We start from the raw sequence: 18,877 nt of genomic DNA, 5'->3' as shown, positions 1-18,877 counted from the left end.
CTGAGCTGACGCACTGCGTCTGACGAACCCCCGCCCGGGGAACCGGGCGGGGGTTCGTTCGTTTCCGGAGGTTTAACTCCAGCTGACGACTATGGCGCAGCCCATACCGGAAGCCTCTACCGATCAAGGGACAAGTCGGTCACCGTGGACTGAGTTGCCCTGAACGGAAGCAGGCCGTCCACATGCACCAGACCCCCTCGCAGCTCCGCGGTCCCTTCGCGGCGCTCGGCCGGTTCAGCTTCCGCCACCGTCGCTGGGTGGCGCTCGCCTGGGCCGTGCTCATTGCGATCGGTCTGGTCTTCGGCACCAAGGTCTTCAACGCGGCCGCCCCCTCCGCCAAGGCCGCCGGCTCCGAGTCGGCCACCGGCTCGGCGCTCCTGTCCCAGTACGGCGGCGGTGGGGACTCCCTCCAGGCCCTCGTCAGCGGCAAGTCCCCCGACGACGCGGCCGTGAAGTCCGCGGTCGCCTCAGCGGAGAAGGACCTGCGCACCCTGCCCGGCGTCTCCGACGTCAGCGACACCCGGGCCCAGAACGGCACCTCCCAGATCGTCTCCGTGCAGCTGACCGACCCCAAGGCGCTGAACAAGGCGAGTGCGGTCCTCGACGGGATCGGCTCGCAGAGCGGTGCCACCGTCAAGCTCGGCGGCGACCAGGTCCTCGCGCAGCAGGTGCAGCAGCAGACCAAGTCCGACACCGAGACCGGCGAGATCGTCGCCCTGCCGATCACCCTGGTCGTGATGGTGCTGATCTTCGGCGGCTTCGTCGCCGCCGGACTCCCGCTGATCGGCGCGATCGGCTCCGTCGCCGGCGCACTGCTGGCCCTGCTCGGGTTCACCCAGATCATGCCGATGGACACCAGCGTCCTGCCCATCACCACCGTGCTCGGGCTGGGCCTGTCCATCGACTACGCGCTGCTGGTCGTCAACCGCTTCCGGGAGGAGCGCAGCAAGGGCGCCACCATCGAGCAGGCCGTGGAACGCACCAGTGCCACCGCGGGCCGCACCATCGCCTTCTCCGCGCTGACCGTGGCCGTCGCGCTGTCCGGGCTGTTCGTGCTCACCAGCCCGATCTTCCACGCGGTGGCGGCCGCCGGCGTCAGCGTCGTGGTGATCACCGTGCTGTCCGGTCTGACGCTCGTGCCCGCGCTGCTGGGCTTCGCCGGCAAGAGGATCAAGCCGCCGAAGCAGGGCGTGAGCGACAAGGGCCGCTTCGCCTGGGTCGTGCGCAAGGTCCGCCGCCGCGCCAAGCTGGTGGCGCTCGGTGCCATCGTCCTGCTCATCGCCGCCGCCGCGCCGTTCTTCGGCGCCCACGCGCAGAGCCTGAGCACCCAGACCCTGCCCACCAGCTTCAGCAGCCGCGCCGTCGCGGACACCATCGCCGCGGACTACCCGACCCTGCAGAACCCCGACGTCACCGTCCTGGTCAAGTCCGACCCGACGGCCGCCGCCGACTACGCCAAGAAGATCTCCACGCTGCCGGACGTGAAGTCCGCGGCGGTCACCGAGTCCGGCGGCAGCGGCGCCTCCGCCTGGTCCGCGGTGGGCGTCCACGTCGACGGCTCCCCCCAGGGCGCCACGGCCCAGCACGTCGTCGGCGAGCTCCGGGCCGACCGCGCCGGCCTCACCACCTACGTCACCGGCGACGCCGCGAGCGTCGTCGACTTCCACCACGAGATCACCTCCCGCGGGCCCTGGGCCCTGGGCCTGATCGTGGCGGCGACGTTCGCGCTGCTCTTCCTGATGACCGGCTCGGTGGTCGTGCCGATCAAGGCCCTGGTGATGAACCTGCTCTCGCTCGGCGCGTCGCTCGGCGTGATGACGCTGGTCTTCCAGGGCGGCTGGTTCAGCGGCCTGCTCGGCTTCACGCCCACGGGAGGGTTGGAGGCGTGGATCCCGGTCCTGGTCTTCGTCTTCTCCTTCGGCCTGTCGATGGACTACGAGGTCTTCCTGCTCTCCCGGATCAAGGAACTGCACGACGAGGGCTACTCCTGCGCCCGCTCGGTCGAGCTGGGCGTGCAGCGCAGCGGTCGGATCATCACCTCGGCGGCGGCACTGATGGCGATCGTCTTCCTGGGCTTCTCGACCGGGAAGATGCTGGACATCAAGGAGATCGGCCTGGCCCTGGCGGTGGCGGTCTTCGTGGACGCGACCCTGGTCCGGATGCTGCTGGTACCGGCGACGATGTCGATGTTCGGCCGCATCAACTGGTGGGCCCCGCCCTTCCTGCGCCGCCTCCACGCCCGCTACGGCTTCAAGGAGCACGCGGTGCTGCCGCCGCTGCCGGTCGCGTCGCTGCCTGTTCAGCGCACGGATGTTGCACCGTCAGAGGCGCGGGGCTCTGACACATGCGGCTCCGCCGCGGGGGCGCGACAGTCCCCCAGCCTTCGGCCGGGAGGTGCCCCCTCCGACGAGCAGATGGTCCCCCAGTAACAGGGCCTCCGCACGGGCGGGTTTCTCGCGCAGTTCCCCGCGCCCCTAGGGAGGCGATAGGTTCCTGTCCATGGTCAAAGTCGGGCTCACAGGTGGTATCGGTGCAGGCAAGAGCGCCGTCTCGGCGCTGCTCGCGGCGCACGGCGCGGTGATCGTCGATGCGGATCTGATCGCACGGGAGGTCGTCGCGCCCGGCACGGAAGGTCTCGCGGCCGTGGTCGCCGCGTTCGGACCGGAGGTCCTCGCCGCCGACGGTTCGCTCGATCGGCCCAAGCTCGGCGCGATCGTCTTCGCCGATCCCGAGAAGCTCGCCTCCCTGAACGCGATCGTGCACCCGCTCGTCGGCCGCCGCTCCGCCGAGCTGGAGGCCGCCGCCGGGCCCGACGCGGTCGTCGTCCACGACGTCCCGCTGCTCGCCGAGAACGGGCTGGCGCCCTTCTACGACCTCGTCGTCGTCGTGGACGCCGCCGACGAGACGCGCGTGAGCCGCCTTGTCGAGCTGCGCGGCATGAAGGAAGAGGACGCCCGTGCGCGGATGGCCGCGCAGGCGAGCCGTGAGGCACGCCTCGCCGTCGCGGATCTGGTGATCGACAACGACGGCCCGCTGGAGCGGCTCGCTCCCCAGGTCGCCGAGGTGTGGGAGAAGCTGGCCGCCTACCGGCCCGAGGCCTGAACCCGGAGTACCGTCACCGTCGGCGGGAACTGCGCCAAGACCGTTCCGGAGGGCAGCTCCGCCGGGGTGTCGCCGAGGCTCACGCCGACCATGAGCTCGCCGCGGTGCATCGTCAGCCGGCGGCCCGACTCGTCGGACCGCACCCGCACCGGGCCGGAGGCCAGCGGGCGCAGCCGGATCAGGCGCCGGTACCAGTCCAGCAGCGCGGTGTGCGGCTGCTGCTCGGGCTGGCTCCAGTCGAGCCGGGAGGCGGCGAACGTCGACTCCGCCTGCGGGTCGGGGATCTCCTCCGGCTTCCAGCCGTGTTCGGCGAACTCCCGGCGGCGGCCCTCGCGAACCGCCTGGGCCAGCGCCGGGTCCTGGTGGTCGGTGAAGTACATCCACGGTGTCGTCGCGCCCCACTCCTCGCCCATGAACAGCATCGGCGTGAACGGCGCGAGCAGCACCAGCGCCGCCCCGGCGGCCAGCAGGCCGGGCGGGAGCGACGCGGCGAGCCGGTCACCGCGGGCGCGGTTGCCGATCTGGTCGTGGGTCTGGGCGTAGCCGAGCAGGCGGTGGGCGGGGGTGCGCGACGCGTCGATGCGGCGGCCGTGGGTGCGGCCTCGGAAGCTGGACCAGGTGCCGTCGTGGAAGTAGCCGTGGGAGAGCGTCTTGGCCACCGCCAGGAGCGGGCGCTCGGCGAAGTCCGCGTAGTAGCCCTGGGCCTCGCCGGTCAGCGTGGCGTGGAGCGCGTGGTGGAAGTCGTCGCTCCACTGCGCGGCGAGCCCGATGCCGCCGGCTTCGCGGGCGGTGACGAGTCGGGGGTCGTTCAGGTCCGACTCGCCGATCAGGAAGAGCGGACGGCCGGTGCGCTCCGCGAGTTCGTCGACGGCGGTGGCGAGCTCCTCAAGGAAGGTCAGCGCGCGGGTGTCGACCAGGGCGTGGACGGCGTCGAGGCGGAGCCCGTCGATCCGGTAGTCGCGCAGCCAGGCGAGCGCGCTGCCGATGAAGTAGGCGCGGACCTCGTCCGAGCCGGGCGCGTCGAGGTTCACCGCCGAGCCCCACGGGGTGTGGTGCCGGTCGGTGAAGTAGGGACCGTAGGCGGGCAGGTGGTTGCCGGACGGGCCCAGGTGGTTGTGGACCACGTCGAGGACCACGCCCAGACCGTGCGCGTGGGCGGCGTCGATCAGGCGCTTGAGGCCGTCGGGGCCGCCGTAGGGCTCGTGGACGGCCCAGGGGGCAACGCCGTCGTAGCCCCAGCCGTGCCGTCCCGGGAACGGGCAGACCGGCATCAGCTCGATGTGGGTGATCCCCAACTCGACCAGATGGGGGAGGCGTTCGACGGCACCGTCGAAGGTGCCCGCCGGGGTGAAGGTGCCGATGTGCAGCTCGTACAGGACGGCGCCGTCGAGGGAGCGGCCCGGCCAGGCGGTCGCCCGCCACGGGAACGCGCTGTGGTCGACCAGCTGCGACAGCCCGTCGGGGCCGTCCGGCTGGCGCGGGGAACGCGGATCGGGACGCGGCGGCCCGCCGTCCAGGCGGAAGCCGTAGCGGCTGCCGTGCGGATCGGCCGGAACGCCCGCCTCCCACCAGCCGGGCCGCCCGGCGTCCCGCCGCATCGGGAGAGCTGCCCCGTCGACCTCCACCTCGACGCCGGAGGCGTCGGGCGCCCAGACGGAGAACCGGTGCGGAGTGCGGAGGGCGGGCGGGGCGGGAGTCGGCATACGGGGTCTTCTACCCGCAGCGTCGTCCACGCCATGCGCGCCCGGGCCGCGCTTCCGCCGGGCGGCGGCGTACCGCGCGGGTCACTCCCGCACGAGCAGCGCGACGGGCAGGTCCGCGAGCAGGGCGGCGAGCGGCACCGAGCCGGTGAGTCCGGTGAGACCACTGCGGCCGGTGAGGGTCTCGGTCCAGCGGCCCTCCGGCAGTGGGAGCACCGTGTCGCGCCATCCGCCCGCCTGCTCCAGCCCGAAGGGCAGGCGGGTGACGACCGTCAGCAGCTCCTCGTCGCCGCGCAGGAAGGCAAGCGCGTGGGGGGAGGGCGTCAGCCACGGCGCGTAGTCGGCCTTCGGGCCGAGGCGGGCGTGGTGGCGCAGGGCCGTCCGGGTGAGCGCGGCCTTCTCGGCAGCCAGGCTGCCGGGGGCGGGTGTCGCGGACGCGCTCGTGGCGTTCTCCGGCTCCGCCGGGCTCGTGGCGTTCCCCGGCTCCGCCGGGCTCGTGGCGTTCCCCGGCTCCGCCGGGCTCGCGACATTCTCCGGCTCCGCCGGGCTCGCGACATTCTCCGGCTCCGCCGGGAAGAACACCACGGCCCGGTTGTCCGGGTCGACCAGTGTGTACAGCGGAAACTCGCTGCCCTGGTAGAGGTCGGGAGCGCCCGGCATGGTCAGGTGCAGCAGGGTGGCGGCGAGGGTGTTGGCGCGGGCGTAAGGGGCGAGTCGGTCGGCGAAGGCGCCGATGCGGGCTGCGAGGGCGTCGGTCGTGGGTATGGAGTGGGCCAGCGCGTGGACCGCGCGTTCGTAGCCGGGGTCGGGGTCGGTCCAGGTGGTGTGCAGCTTCGCCTCGCGGACCGACTTGAGGGCCACCTCGGCCAGTCGCTCGCCGTCGATCGGCCAGGCGGCGAAGGCCGTCTGCCAGAGCAGGTCCTCGGCCGCGCGGTCCTGTGGCAGCCCGCCGCCCGGTGCCAGCGCCGACCACGCGGCGCGTTCGACGAGCCATTCCTCCGGCAGCTCGGCCAGGACCGCGAGCCGCGCGCGGGCATCGGCGCTGCGCTTGGTGTCGTGCGTGGAGAGCGCCGTCATCGAGCCCGGCCAGTCGCGGGCGAGACGAGCGCAGAAGGCGTGGAAGTCCTCCGGGCTCACCCCCGGGCGGGCCGGATCGCCGCCGACCTCGTTGAGGGAGAGCAGCGGGTGGTGCCGGTAGTAGGCGGTGTCCTCGACGCCCTTGGCGGCAACCGCGGCGGCGGTCTGGGAGAAGCGGGCCCGCAGCGACGCGGGGGAGTCGGGGTCCAGCAGGAGTTTCTCGACCAGCGCGGCCGTCCCACTGAAGACGCCCGGCACGAGCGCTTCGTCCGGCCGGGCTCGCAGCGCCTCGGCGTCGGAGGCCGGCAGCCGCTCGCCGGGGACGGGGTAGGGGCGGTAGCGCGGGAACGCGGCGAGCAGACCGGCGACCGCCTCGCGCACGGCCCAGGCAGGATGGTCGCTGCGGTCGGGGTCGTCGGCGCAGGCCGCCAGGACCTCGCGGACCAGCCGCTCCACTTCCGCGTCCAGCTCTCCCTGCGGGCGTACCAGCTCGGCCTTGCCGCGCAGCGCCGCGCCGGCCGCCGCGCCGGCCGGGGGGCGCAGGGCGCGGCTGACACCCGCGCCGTCCGTCAGCACGCCGTCGATGTGCCGCAGCGCGTCGTAGCCGGTGGTGCCGGCGCAGGGCCAGTCGGCGGGGAGGCGCTCGTCGCCGGTGAGGATCTTCTCGACGACGACGTGGGCACCGCCGGAGGCGTCACGTAGTCGCCGCAGGTACCCGCGCGGGTCGGCCAGCCCGTCGGGGTGGTCCACGCGGAAGCCGTCCAGCACGCCTTCGCGGTGCAGCCGCAGCAGCAGGGCGTGCGTGGCGTCGAAGACCTCAGGCAGCTCGACCCGGACCGCGATCAGCTCGTTGACCGTGAAGAAGCGCCGGTAGTTCAGCTCGGTCCGGGCCAGGCGCCACCAGGCCGGCCGGTACCACTGGCGGCGCAGCAGCTCGGGCAGCGGCAGCCGCTCCGTGCCGGGGCGCAGCGGGAAGGCGTGCGGACCGCAGCGCAGCACGTGCTCGTCCCCGTCGGGTCCGCCGCCGGTGGCCAGGCTGAACCCGCCGTCGGCGAGGACGGCGCCGAGCCGGTCACCGAGCACGGGCAGCAGTACGCGCCCGGCCTGGGCGTCCCAGTCGACGTCGAACCAGGCCGCGAACGGCGAGTCCGGACCCTCGCGCAGGGTCCGCCACAGGGCGCGGTTCAGGTGCAGGGGGGTGGGCGCGGCCATGTGGTTGGGCACGATGTCGGCGATCAGTCCCAGGCCGTGCGTGCGCGCCCGGTCCGCGAGGGCGCGCAGACCGCTCTCCCCGCCGTGGTCCGCGCTGATCCGGCCGTGGTCCACGACGTCGTAGCCGTGCCGGGAGCCGGGCACGGCCTGCAGGACGGGGGACAGGTGGAGGTGGGAGACGCCGAGCCCCGCGAGGTAGGGGACGGCGTCTGCTGCCTCCGCGAAACCGAAGCCCGGCTGCAACTGCAGCCGGTAGCTGGCCGTCGGTGGACGTCGCTCGGCGGTCGTCATACCTCCACGCCTACCCCATCCGGGGTGGTGGCACGACTCGGGCGGGGCCTTTAGGGGCGCGGGGCTCCGCTGATGTGCGGCACCGCCACGTGGGCGCGAGAAACCGACGGTGTGCGGATGGCCCTGCGCGATGAGGACCATCTGCTCATCAGTGGCGTGGCGCGTAGTTCCTCGCGCCCCTGAAGGCGCTGCGCGCCTCAGGCCGACGGCCGCTGGAGCACCATCATCGAGCGGTCCACCAGCCGGAGCGTCTCGCCCGCGCGGACCTTCGCGCCCGTGCCCGGCGCGATCGTCCACGGCAGCGAGGTGTCCACGACCACCTGCCACTCCTGCCCGTGGTTGACCGGCACCAGGAACTCCAGTGGCTGGGCGTCCGCGTTGAACAGCAGCAGGAAGGAGTCGTCCGTGATCCGCCCGCCGCGCCGGTCCGGCTCGGAGATCGCGTTGCCGTTCAGGAACACCGTGAGCGACTTCGCGAACGAGGCGCGCCAGTCTCGCGCCGTCATCTCCTGGCCCTCGTTGGTGAACCAGGCGATGTCCGTCAGCTCGTCGTGCGTGCCGGAGACGGGACGGCCGTGGAAGAACCTGCGGCGTCGGAAGACCGGATGGTCCCTGCGGAGCCAGACCATGTGGCGGGTGAACTCCAGCAGTTGGCCGGCCGGGGTCTCCTCGTCCAGTAGCGGCCAGCGCACCCAGGAGATCTCGTTGTCCTGGCAGTAGGCGTTGTTGTTGCCGCCCTGGGTGCGGCCGAACTCGTCGCCGTGCAGCAGCATCGGCACGCCCTGGCTGAGCAGCAGGGTGGCGATGAAGTTGCGCTGCTGGCGCGAGCGGAGGCCGAGGACGGCGGGATCGTCCGTCTCGCCCTCGACGCCGCAGTTCCACGACCGGTTGAAGCTCTCGCCGTCCCGGTTGTCCTCGCCGTTGGCGGAGTTGTGCTTCTGGTCGTAGGAGACCAGGTCCCGCAGGGTGAAGCCGTCGTGGCAGGTGACGAAGTTGATGCTGGCGATGGGGCGGCGGCCGTCGTCCTGGTAGAGGTCGGAGGAGCCCGTGAGCCGGGAGCCGAACTCGGCGAGGGTGGCGTTCTCGCCGCGCCACAGGTCCCGCACGGTGTCGCGGTAGCGGCCGTTCCACTCCGTCCACAGCGGGGGGAAGTTGCCGACCTGGTAGCCGCCCTCGCCCAGATCCCAGGGCTCGGCGATCAGCTTGGCCTGGGAGACCACCGGATCCTGCTGGACCAGGTCGAAGAAGGACGAGAGCCGGTCGACCTCGTGGAACTGGCGGGCCAGGGTGGCCGCCAGGTCGAAGCGGAAGCCGTCGACGTGCATCTCGGTGACCCAGTAGCGCAGCGAATCCATGATCAGCTGGAGCACGTGCGGGCTGCGCATCAGCAGGCTGTTGCCGGTGCCGGTGGTGTCCTCGTAGTACCGGCGGTCGTCGGCGAGGCGGTAGTAGGAGGGGTTGTCGAGGCCGCGGAAGGCCAGGGTGGGGCCCAGGTGGTTGCCCTCGGCGGTGTGGTTGTAGACGACGTCGAGGATCACCTCGATGCCGGCCGCGTGCAGCGCCTTGACCATCGACTTGAACTCCTGGACCTGTTGGCCGCGGTCCCCGAGGGAGGAGTACGCCCCGTGCGGGGCGAAGAAGCCGATGGTGTTGTAGCCCCAGTAGTTCGCCAGGCCCAGATCGGTGAGCCGGTGGTCGTCGACGAACTGGTGCACCGGCATCAGCTCCAGCGCGGTGACGCCGAGCTTGACCAGGTGCTCGATCACGGCCGGGTGCGCGATCCCGGCGTAGGTGCCGCGGATGTCCTCCGGGATACCCGGATGCACCTTGGTGAGGCCCTTCACCTGGGCCTCGTAGATGACCGTGCGGTGGTAGTCGGTGCGCGGCGGGCGGTCGTTGCCCCAGTCGAAGTAGGGGTTCACCACGACCGAGGCCATGGTGTGCGGGGCGGAGTCGAGGTCGTTGCGGCGTTCGGGCGCGCCGAAGTGGTAGCCGTAGACGGACTCGTCCCAGTCGACCCGGCCGCTCATGGCCTTGGCGTACGGGTCCAGCAGCAGCTTGGCGCTGTTGCAGCGCAGCCCGCGCGCCGGGTCGTACGGCCCGTGCACGCGGAAGCCGTAGCGCTGGCCCGGCTGGACCCCGGGCAGGTAGGCGTGCCGGACGAAGGCGTCCGTCTCACGCAGCTCCACCGAGGTCTCCGAGCCGTCCTCGGCGAGCAGGCACAGCTCGATCCGCTCCGCCGCCTCGGAGAAGACGGCGAAGTTCGTCCCGGCGCCGTCGTAGGTGGCGCCCAGGGGGTAAGGCTGACCCGGCCAGACTTGCATGGTCCTCAACCAATCCTGCTCGGTGGTCGTGCTCGGCGGCCCTGAGAGCCTGATGCCCGGTCCGACGGTTCGTCATGTCCGTCTGCATCGTGACCTAGCACACCGGTTCCCCTGACAGACTTGCCGGTTCTTCGCCCGAACGAGTGTCTGTCCTCTTTACTGTGGGGTCGACGCGTGTCACCGCGCCGCTCGAACTGCTGCGCCGGTCTCCGGGTTGGCAGTAGTCTTGATCGTCCGGGCCGACCCGGACGACCCGCACGGAGCCGCTCGGCGCGGTAGCGTGTGGGCGCGGCCGATCGGCGCGGCGCTCCGGCGTACGTTCCAACGGTCGCCAGGGGGAAGCGGGATGACGCGGGATTAGGGTTAGGGACGGTGAGCGCCACAATGGTGGTCCCCGACGGGGGTTCCCCGGGGAGCGCGGCGCGGGGCGACGCTCCGACCGTGGTGGTCCGCACCGGCTCCGGCCGGACCGTTCCGACGCAGTCGGGCCCGCTGGAGCCGTCGCTCGCCTGGCCTGCCGCGGCCTGGGAGGAGGCCCGCCTGCGCGTCGGCCGTGCGGGCCGCGCCTACGTCTGGCTGAACCTCGTCGAGCAGCGTCTGCGCTCCGTGGTGGCCGAGGTGCTGCGACCGGTCTACGAGCCCGCCCACGGCGACGACTGGGTCATCGCCGCCGCCGGCCCCGCCGGCGAGGAGTGGGTGCAGCGCGCCGGAGCCGTCCGAGAGGTCAGCCGCCGCAAGGGCTATCTGCTCGACCCGGACGACGACGCGCTCGTGGTCTTCCTCACTCTGCCGCAGCTGCGCGAGCTGATGGTGCAGCACTGGCCCTGCTTCGAGCCCTTCCTCGGCGACCGGCGCGAGATGGAGTTGGCGTTGGACGAGCTGGAGGTCGCCCGGCACGTCGTCTCCCGCAACCGCACGCTGACCGAGAACGTGCTCGCCCAGGCCGAACGCGCGTCCGCACGGCTGCTGCTCCTGCTCGACGGCGCGGGTCGTGAGGCCGCGGTCGCCGCCGGTCAGCACGTGCTGCGCGCCCCCGTCGACGCGGTCGAGGAGCTGATCGGCGACCGCTACGCCGACGTCATCGGCGTCCACCAGGACCGCGTCCGGCTCCAGCGGACCCTGCCCGTCGAGGACCTGCTGGCGGGAGCGCGGCGCGTGGACGCCGTCGGGATCGGCCTCAACCTGCTCTGCCAGAACTTCACCGGTCGGCGCCTGGTCCAGCTGGCCGACACCGGCTGTCGGGTGCGGCTGCTCTTCCTCAACCCCGCGAGCAGCGCGCTGCGCCGCAGGGAGCGCGAACTCGGCCTCGGCCGCGGCGAGCTGGGCAAGCAGGTGGAGACGAACATCATGCACGTGCGCCGGGTCCGCTCCCGGCTGCGCGACGCGGGCGCCTTCGAGATCCGCGTCTACGACGAGCTTCCGCGCGCCTCGGCCTACCTGGTCGACGGCGACGGCCCCGACGGTCTCGGCGTCGTCCAGCCCTATCTGCGCCGCTCGCGCGGCATGGAGTCCCCGGTACTGGTCCTGCGCGGCGGCTCGGCCGCCCCGCTCTCCCCCGGCCGCCCGCCGGAGCCGGGACTGTTCCAGGTGTACCAGGAGGAGTTCGAGGGCGCGTGGGGGGATTCGCGTCCGGTCTCCTGACCCGGGCGTCGTCCTGTCAGTGCGCCACGGGATGATGGTGGCCGACGGGACGAGAGGACGCGCTTGATGAGCTGGTTGCACGACATGCTGGTCGGTTTCGACCTGGAGACCACCGGTACGGAGCCCGCCGAGTCACGCCTCGTCACGGCGGCCCTGCTGGAGGTCAAGGAGGGCGAGCCGGTCCGCCGCCGCGAGTGGCTGGCCGATCCGGGCGTCGCCATCCCCGCGGAGGCGACGGCCATCCACGGCATCACCACCCAGCGGGCCGTCACCGAGGGCCGCCCTGCGGCCGACGTGGTGGCCGAGGTCGCGGCGGCGCTGGTCGCCTACTGGCGGGCGGACATACCCGTGGTGGTCTACAACGCCCCCTTCGACCTCAGCCTGCTCGCGGCGGAGCTGCGGCGGCACGACCTGCCCTCCCTGGAGCGGCAGTTGGGCGGGGTCGCGGTGGGCCCGGTGGTGGACCCGCTGGTGGTGGACCGCGCGGTGGACAAGTACCGCAAGGGCTCCCGCTCGCTGGAGAACGCCTCCGCGCTGTACGGCGTCCGCCTCGACGACGCCCACGAGGCCGGCGCGGACGCGCTCGCCGCGGTCCGCGTCGCCCTGGCCCTCGGTGAGCGCTACGGGCGTCAGGTCGGTGACCTGACGCCGCAGGAGCTGCACGAGCAGCAGGTGGGCTGGCACGCGGAGTGGGCGGCGGGGCTGCAGGACTGGCTCCGCCGGAAGAAGGACCCGGCCGCAGTCGTGGACGGCACCTGGCCGCTGCGCTGACCTGCGGGCTTCGGACCAGTTCCCCGCGCCCCCACCTGCCCTACGGGCAGGTGACGACCTGGCCGGCCCAGGAGAGGCCGCCGCCGAAGGCGAAGAGGAGGACGGGGGAGCCGGAGGGGGCCTTGCCCGATTCCACGAGCTTGGAGAGGGCGAGGGGGACGGACGCCGCCGAGGTGTTCCCCGACTCGACCACGTCCGTGGCGATGACGATGTCCTCCGGCAGGCCGAGGCGGCGGGTCAGGGATTCGATGATGCGCAGGTTCGCCTGGTGCGTCACGATGCCGCCCAGCTCGGCCGGGGTCAGGCCGGCCCGCGCGCAGGCCTCGCGGGCCATCGCGGGGAGCTCGCTGGTGGCCCAGCGGAAGACGGACTGGCCCTCCTGGGCGAAGCGCGGCTGCCACGCGCCCATCAGGCGGACCGCGTCGCCGCGGGAGGGGTCGGAGCCCCACACGACGGGGCCGATGCCGCCCTGCCCGCCCTCCGCCTCCGCAGGGGACAGCACCGCCGCGCCCGCGCCGTCGCCGAGGAGGATGCAGGTGCTGCGGTCGGTCCAGTCCAGAACGTCGGACATCTTCTCGGCGCCGATCACCAGCGCGTGCCGCGCCGCGCCGGCGCGCAGCGTGTGGTCGGCGGTGGCGAGCGCGGTGCAGAAGCCGGCGCAGCCGTTGTTCAGGTCGTAGCAGACCGCGTCGGGGATGCCGAGGCGGGCGGCCACCTGCGCGGCGGTGGAGGGGCAGCGGTCCCGGTTGCTGCAGGTGGCGACGGTGACCAGGCCGATGTCCGCGGGTTCCAGACCGGACGCGGCGAGTGCCTTGGCCGCGGCGTGGGTGGCCAGGTCCGCGACGGTCTCGTCCTCGGCGGCGATGCGGCGCGTCGCGATCCCGGTGCGCTGGAGGATCCAGGCGTCGTTCGTCTCGACGAGCTCTTCGAGGTCGGCGTTGGTGAGCACGCGGGACGGCTGGTAGTGGCCGAGCGCGGTGATGCGGGAACCAGGCACGGGGCTTCTCTCCACAGATCGGGGATCGCTTGCGAGAACTGCGACTGCGGGGAATATAGCAACCGATCGTTCGGAAGCTATAGGGAGGGTGTGGCGAGGGTGGATCGGTATCATGGCGTCCCATGAGCCCTCGGAAGTCCGTCGCCGAAACCCGCCTGACCCGGCGGCGCATCGTCGACCGCGGCTTGGCGATCGCCTCCATGGAGGGGCTCGAGGGGCTGACGATCGGCCGGCTGGCCACTGACCTGGGCATGAGCAAGGCGGGTGTGCTGGGTCACTTCGGCACCAAGGAGACCTTGCAGCTCGCGGTCGTCGACGAGGCCGCGCAGGTCTTCACCCGTGAGGTGCCGGAGCGGGTGCCCGGGGGGCCGACGGGGCTGGCGCGGCTGCGCGCGATGTGCGAGGCGTGGGTGGCCTACCTGGAGCGGCACGTGCTGCCGGGGGGCTGTTTCTTCACCGCCGCGGCGACGGAGTTCGACGACCGCGGCGGTCCGGTGCGCGACGCGATCGCGGGGATGAGCGCGGTGTGGCAGCGGGATCTGCGGATCCAGGCACGGCTGGCGGTGCACAACGGCGAGCTCCCGGCCGACACCGACGTCGGCCAGCTGGTCTACGACCTGGTCGGCGTGATGCTCGCGCTCAACCACTTCCTCCAGCTCCAGTGCGACCCGGCCGCGCCGGAGCGCGCCCGCCGCTCGCTGAGCCGCCTGATCGGCTGACGGCACCCGATCGGCGGACGGCGTCCGACTGACCCTCAGTCGACCCCGAGGGGACGCGGGGCCGAATCTCCACCCTGAGCAGGAGACGGATCCACCCGGGGGACGAGGACCCAGGGCCCTGGCAGGGGGCAGGATGATCGAGGCAGACCTGGGATTGCCGACGGGGGCCGGGGACGGGGCACAGTGCCGCGAAACCGACTTGCCGGGCGGCAAGTAAGTTCCTTAGGATGCCCACACACTACGTACATTCCTGCCGTCCGACCTGTCGGGTGGCCAGATCGCCCTGCCCACGACCTCACCCGGGGTGGCGGTGATCCATGCCGTGGAGGGGCAATCGACATGTTTCACCGGATCGGACGGGTCGTCGTCCGACACCCGTTCTGGACACTGATCGCATGGATCGTGGCTGCGGTCGCCATTGCGGCCTCGGCGCCGACGCTGTCGTCGAACAGTGACGAGAGCAGCTTCCTGCCGAAGAGCTACGAGTCCATCCAGGCGATGGAGCTCCAGCAGTCGGCGTTCCCGTCCAAGTTCACCCCGGGCGCGGAGATCCTGTTCCAGCGCACCGACGGGCAGCCCCTGACCGCGGCGGACAAGGCGCAGGTCGCGACGATCAACAAGGAGCTGTCCAGCCGGACGGACATCCCGCTGAACAAGGGCGTCTACCCCGCCCCGTTCTCCAAGGACGGCCTGTACGGCCTGGGGATGGTGAACCTCGGCAACAACAGCTCGGACCAGCAGAAGATGTCCGACGCCGCCAAGGCGATCCGCGCGGACGTCGCCCAGCTGACCAAGGGCACCGACCTGACCGCCAAGGTCGGCGGCAGCGCGGCCCAGGTGCTGGACCAGGCCGACTCCAACAAGACCGGCCAGGCCATCATCGGCATGGGCACCTTCGTCATCATCATCCTGGCGATGCTGCTGATCTTCCGGGCGCCCCTGATGGCCGTCCTGCCGATCCTGCTGATCGGTGTGGTCCTCGTGGCGGCCAACGGGTTGATCGCCGACGTCACCAAGGCGCTCAACCTGTCCTACAACGCCTCGGTCTCCGGCATCCTCATCGTGGTGCTCTTCGGCGTCGGCACGGACTACATCCTCTTCCTGATGTTCCGCTACCGCGAACGCCTGCGCGCCGGTGAGGACCACAAGGAAGCCATGATCAACGCGGTCGGCCGCGTCGGCGAGGCCATCGCCTCCGCCGCCGGCACCGTCATCATCGCCTTCCTCGCGCTCTGCCTCTCCTCCATCTCCTTCCTCAAGCAGATGGGTCCCTCGCTGGCGATCTCCGTCGGCGTCACCCTGCTCGCCGGTCTGACCCTGGTGCCCGCGGTCTTCTCCTGGATCCCGCCGCGCGTGCTGTTCTGGCCGTCGAAGAAGTGGCAGATCGAGCCCCAGGGCTCGCGCTTCGCCGCCATGGGCAACACGGTCAAGCGCCGTCCGGCGCTGGTCGCCGTCGTCTCCGGTGTGCTGATGGTCGCGATCGCCCTGGTCGCCACCACCTACAAGGCCAGCTTCGACTTCGCCTCCGGCTCGATGCCGAAGACCGTGGAGTCGATGGTCGTCCAGGACACCATCACCAAGTCCTACAGCGCCGGTGCCGCCACGCCGACCGACGTCTTCGTGACCAGCTCCAGCCCGCTCGACAAGAGCGCGGTCGACGCACTGGGCTCGAAGCTCGACATCGCCGGCGTCGCCGGCGTCGCCCCGGCGAAGTACAACGCCGAGGGCACCACGGCCGACATCAGCGTCGTGTTCAGCAACGACCCCTCCAGCAGTCAGGCCCTCGACACGGTGGCCAAGCTGCGCGACGTCGCCCACGCCAACGCCCCCAACGGGACGAAGGTGCTGGTCGGTGGGATGAGCGCGATCTACGCGGACATCCAGAAGGCGATCGACCGTGACTACTCCGTGGTCTTCCCGGTCGCCGCGGTCCTGATCATGCTGATCCTCGGTCTGATGCTGCGCAGCGTCGTCGCACCGTGGTACCTCATGGCCTCGGTCGGTCTCGGCTTCGCCGCCACGCTCGGCGCGACGGTCCTGGTCTTCCAGCACCTGTCCCACCAGGGCGGCCTGATGTTCATGCTGCCGGTCTTCATCTACCTCTTCGTCGTCGCCATCGGGACCGACTACAACATCCTGATGATCTCCCGACTGCGCGAGGAGGCCCGTGAGGGCCGCGAGCCCCGCGACGCGGCGGCGCAGGCCCTGCGTCACGCCGGTCCGACGGTCGCGGCGGCCGGTGCGATCCTCGCCGGCACCTTCGCCTCGATGATGCTCGCCGGGAACTCGCTCTTCGCGGAGATGGGCTTCTCCATCAGCATCGGCATCGTGATCGCCGCCTTCGTGATGGCGATGTTCTTCACCCCGGCGCTCACGGCGCTGGTCGGCCACGCCGCCTGGTGGCCGGGTCACGCCGACCGCCGCAAGGCGGAGGGCAGCCGGATCGTCGCCTCCTCGGCGGGCACCCGTTCCGAGGACGACGAGCTGGACGCCAGCCGTCACTAGCAGTCGTTGAGTCGGCGTCATCCCGTCGACACCGCAAGGGCCGCAGCCGTTCCGGCTGCGGCCCTTCGCATACGCCTGTTAGCCTCGGACCATGCCGGAACTGATCTTGCCGACCGTCCGTCTGCACGCGTCCTGGCTCGCCGCCCGCGAGGAGTGGCCCGTCGGCGCACACCAGGACGGCACCGCGCTGCGGCTCGCGTCGGATCTGGATCTGGACGCCGAGGCGGGGTTCGCGGCGTGGGTCGAGCGACTGCTCCTCCAGGCCGACCGGACCCGGCCGCTGCCGGAGGGCGCGGTGCACGCGACCCACTGGTGGATCGTCGACGGCGAGGAGTACCTCGGCGCGATCGACCTGCGGCACTACGTCAACCAGTTCCTCTACGACATCGGCGGCCACATCGGCTACAGCGTCCGCCCCTCCGCCCGCGGGCGCGGCGTGGCCACCTGGGCGCTGGGCGCGGTGCTGCCGCAGGCCCGCCGGATCGGACTGTCGCGGGCGCTGCTGACCTGCGACGACGGCAACGAGCCCTCGGCGCGCACGATCGAGCGCAACGGCGGGGTGCTGGAGGACGTCCGCAAGACCTACGCACACGGCAAGAAGCGGCGTTACTGGATCGCGCTCTGAGGGCGCGTCCGTGAGTTCCCCGGGAGTGCCATGGCTGACATGACGTCGTTCCGTGAGGCGGTCACCGCGTGGGCGGCGGACGGCTCCGGGCAGGAGGCGGCGCGCGAGCTGGCGCTGCAGTCGGCCGTGCGGACGACCGTACTGGTCGAAGGGCCGAGCGATGTCGCCGCGGTCGACGCGCTCGCCGCGAGTCGTGGCCGGGACCTGCCGGCCGAGGGCGTCTGCGTCGTGCCGATCGGTGGCGCGATGAGCGTCGGCCGCTATGCGGGGATGCTCGGACCGGCGGGGCTCGGCCTGCGCCTGACGGGACTGTGCGACGCGCAGGAACGCGGCTACTACGCACGCGGCTGGCAGCGGGCCGGCGCCGACCCGCGGGACTTCTTCGTCTGCGACGCGGACCTCGAGGACGAGTTGATCCGCGCGCTGGGTGTGGAGCGCGTGCGGGAACTCGTCGCGGCCCAGGGCGACCTGCGGGCGCTGGAGACCTTCCTGCGGCAGCCCGCGCAGCGGGGCCGTACGGCGCAGCAGCAGTTGCGGCGCTTCTTCGGCACCAAGAAGGGGCGGAAGATCCACTACGGTCGGGTCCTCGTCGAGGCCCTGACGGCCGACCGGGTACCGACGCCGCTGGCCGGGCTGTTCGCCGTTCTCTGAGCTGGTGCTCCCAGCTGCCGTTCGCTGAGCTCGGACCCGGCTCAGGCGCCAACGGCGAGCTGCTCGGGCCGGATTGTCAGTGCCTCCGCGTAGCGTTGCATCAGCAACTCGGCGAGGTCGGGGGACGCGCCGATGGGCGCCGCGACGGCGGGGATCCCCGCCGTCGCGGCCTGGTCCGCGATGCGGTCCGGGAGCAGGCCCGGGGCCAGCAGATACGGGGCGACGGCGAGTCGGCGCAGGCCCCGCGCGCGCAGCGCGGCTGCGGCGTCGGCCACCGAGGGGGGCGCGGCGGAGGCGTGGGCCACGGCCACGCCTCCCCAGCCGGCGGCCCGCTGCCACGCGGCGGCGGTCGCCCGCGTCGCCGCGTTGGCGGCCGGGTCGGAGGAGCCCGCGGAGGCAAGGATGATGCCGGTGTCCGCGGAGGGCTGCACGCCCACCTCGGCCAGCCGCCGCTCCAGCGCGCGCCACAGCAGCGGGGAGGGTCCGAGCACGTCCGCCTGATGGACGGTCAGGCGGGGCAGCCGCGCGGCGGCCTCCCGCAGCACACCGGGGATGTCGGTCTTGGCGTGGTAGGCGCGCGCCAGCAGCATCGGCACGGCGACGACGGGCCCGTCCTCCTCCTCGGCCAGCTGCTCCAGCGCACGCGGGATGCGCGGGGCGCAGTGGTCGAGGTAGCCGACACGAGCGTCCAGCCCGGGGTGCTGAGCGCGGAGCCGGGCGACGAGCGCGTCCATCGTCGCGGCGTGCCGCGGGTCGCGGCTGCCGTGGCCGAGGAGGAGCAGGCGGGGCGTCGTCATCGGAGTGTGGGCCTATCGCTTGGCGGCGAGGAGGCCGCGGGAGCGCAGGACGCGTCGCTCGATCGGGTTGAAGATGAGCAGTTCGATGCCGATGCCGACGAGGAGGATGAGGATGATGGTGGCTAGGACGCCGGGCATGTCGAGGTTCTGCCGGGAGTACTCGAGTTGGGCGCCGAGGCCGAGGCCGAGGGCGGGGGAGCTGGCGATGAGTTCGGCGGCCATCAGTGAGCGCCAGGAGAAGGCCCAGCCCTGTTTGAGGCCGGCGACGTAGCCGGGCAGGGCGGCGGGGAGCAGGACGTGGCGGATGCCGCGTAGTCCGGTGGCGCCGAGGGTGCGGCCGGCGCGCAGGTAGAGGGGCTGGACCTGGTCGACGCCGGCGACGAGGCCGTTGGCGATGGAGGGCACGGCGCCGAGCAGCACGACGGCGTAGATGGTGGCGTTGGACAGGCCGAACCAGATGACGGC

At 72.2% G+C, this 18,877-nt stretch carries 14 protein-coding genes; 8 read left to right on the top strand and 6 right to left on the bottom strand.

All coding sequences use genetic code 11. From position 1 onward, the window contains the following. Positions 1–182 precede the first annotated feature (182 nt). Together BMY61_RS22555 and coaE are read left to right on the top strand one after the other, a co-directional pair. A complete protein-coding gene (locus BMY61_RS22555; protein WP_052439054.1) occupies positions 183–2,429 on the top strand; it encodes an MMPL family transporter in 2,247 nt (748 codons plus the stop codon). A gap of 70 nt (positions 2,430–2,499) precedes the next feature. After that, positions 2,500–3,102, top strand: coding sequence for a dephospho-CoA kinase (gene coaE / locus BMY61_RS22550; RefSeq protein WP_042453326.1), 603 nt, complete (start codon positions 2,500–2,502; stop codon positions 3,100–3,102). Here coaE and treZ read toward each other — a convergent pair. The 3 genes from treZ to glgX all read right to left on the bottom strand — a co-directional run bounded on the left by treZ (position 3,084) and on the right by glgX (position 9,706). Next, positions 3,084–4,805, bottom strand: coding sequence for a malto-oligosyltrehalose trehalohydrolase (treZ, locus tag BMY61_RS22545; RefSeq protein WP_042453324.1), 1,722 nt, complete (start codon positions 4,803–4,805; stop codon positions 3,084–3,086). The genes coaE and treZ overlap by 19 nt on opposite strands. 81 nt (positions 4,806–4,886) lie before the next feature. Further along, positions 4,887–7,382 (bottom strand): malto-oligosyltrehalose synthase, encoded by a 2,496-nt coding sequence (gene treY, locus BMY61_RS22540; protein WP_075004024.1) that lies wholly within the window; start codon positions 7,380–7,382, stop codon positions 4,887–4,889. A gap of 197 nt (positions 7,383–7,579) precedes the next feature. Next, positions 7,580–9,706: a glycogen debranching protein GlgX gene (glgX, locus tag BMY61_RS22535; RefSeq protein ID WP_042453322.1), complete on the bottom strand. Its 2,127-nt coding sequence runs from the start codon at positions 9,704–9,706 to the stop codon at positions 7,580–7,582. Between the two features lie 384 nt (positions 9,707–10,090). On the opposite strand from glgX, the gene BMY61_RS22530 reads away from it, so the two are divergent. Further along, positions 10,091–11,347 carry an SAV2148 family HEPN domain-containing protein gene (locus BMY61_RS22530; protein WP_161791303.1) on the top strand — a complete coding sequence of 419 codons (1,257 nt, stop codon included), beginning with the start codon at positions 10,091–10,093 and terminating at the stop codon, positions 11,345–11,347. 66 nt (positions 11,348–11,413) lie between these two features. Beyond that, the gene (locus BMY61_RS22525; RefSeq protein ID WP_042453321.1) at positions 11,414–12,118 is read left to right on the top strand and encodes an exonuclease domain-containing protein; all 705 of its coding nucleotides are present in this window, start codon (positions 11,414–11,416) and stop codon (positions 12,116–12,118) included. A gap of 40 nt (positions 12,119–12,158) precedes the next feature. On the opposite strand, the gene BMY61_RS22520 is transcribed toward BMY61_RS22525, so the two are convergent. Next, positions 12,159–13,115 carry a beta-ketoacyl-ACP synthase III gene (locus tag BMY61_RS22520; protein ID WP_042453319.1) on the bottom strand — a complete coding sequence of 319 codons (957 nt, stop codon included), beginning with the start codon at positions 13,113–13,115 and terminating at the stop codon, positions 12,159–12,161. 122 nt (positions 13,116–13,237) lie between these two features. Between BMY61_RS22520 and BMY61_RS22515 the strand changes: the two genes are divergently transcribed. The 4 genes from BMY61_RS22515 (at position 13,238) to BMY61_RS22500 (ending at position 17,615) form a co-directional block, all read left to right on the top strand. Beyond that, positions 13,238–13,834, top strand: coding sequence for a TetR/AcrR family transcriptional regulator (locus BMY61_RS22515; protein ID WP_042453317.1), 597 nt, complete (start codon positions 13,238–13,240; stop codon positions 13,832–13,834). 339 nt (positions 13,835–14,173) lie between these two features. After that, the gene (locus BMY61_RS22510; RefSeq protein ID WP_042453315.1) at positions 14,174–16,339 is read left to right on the top strand and encodes an MMPL family transporter; all 2,166 of its coding nucleotides are present in this window, start codon (positions 14,174–14,176) and stop codon (positions 16,337–16,339) included. Positions 16,340–16,430: 91 nt separating this feature from the next. Further along, positions 16,431–16,964: a GNAT family N-acetyltransferase gene (locus BMY61_RS22505; RefSeq protein ID WP_042453313.1), complete on the top strand. Its 534-nt coding sequence runs from the start codon at positions 16,431–16,433 to the stop codon at positions 16,962–16,964. A gap of 30 nt (positions 16,965–16,994) precedes the next feature. Then, positions 16,995–17,615 (top strand): TOPRIM nucleotidyl transferase/hydrolase domain-containing protein, encoded by a 621-nt coding sequence (locus BMY61_RS22500; RefSeq protein ID WP_042453311.1) that lies wholly within the window; start codon positions 16,995–16,997, stop codon positions 17,613–17,615. 41 nt (positions 17,616–17,656) lie between these two features. Here BMY61_RS22500 and BMY61_RS22495 read toward each other — a convergent pair whose 3' ends face one another. Beyond that, entirely contained in the window at positions 17,657–18,412 is a 756-nt protein-coding gene (locus BMY61_RS22495; RefSeq protein ID WP_042453309.1) for a sirohydrochlorin chelatase, read from the bottom strand. Positions 18,413–18,424: 12 nt separating this feature from the next. Next, a partial coding sequence (locus tag BMY61_RS22490) for an ABC transporter permease (protein WP_143094473.1) occupies positions 18,425–18,877 on the bottom strand: 453 nt, incomplete at its 5' end.

The sequence above is a fragment of the Streptacidiphilus jiangxiensis genome, assembly GCF_900109465.1.
GTDB classification, from domain to species: Bacteria; Actinomycetota; Actinomycetes; order Streptomycetales; family Streptomycetaceae; genus Streptacidiphilus; species Streptacidiphilus jiangxiensis.
This window is presented reverse-complemented; position numbering and strand designations above follow the sequence as displayed.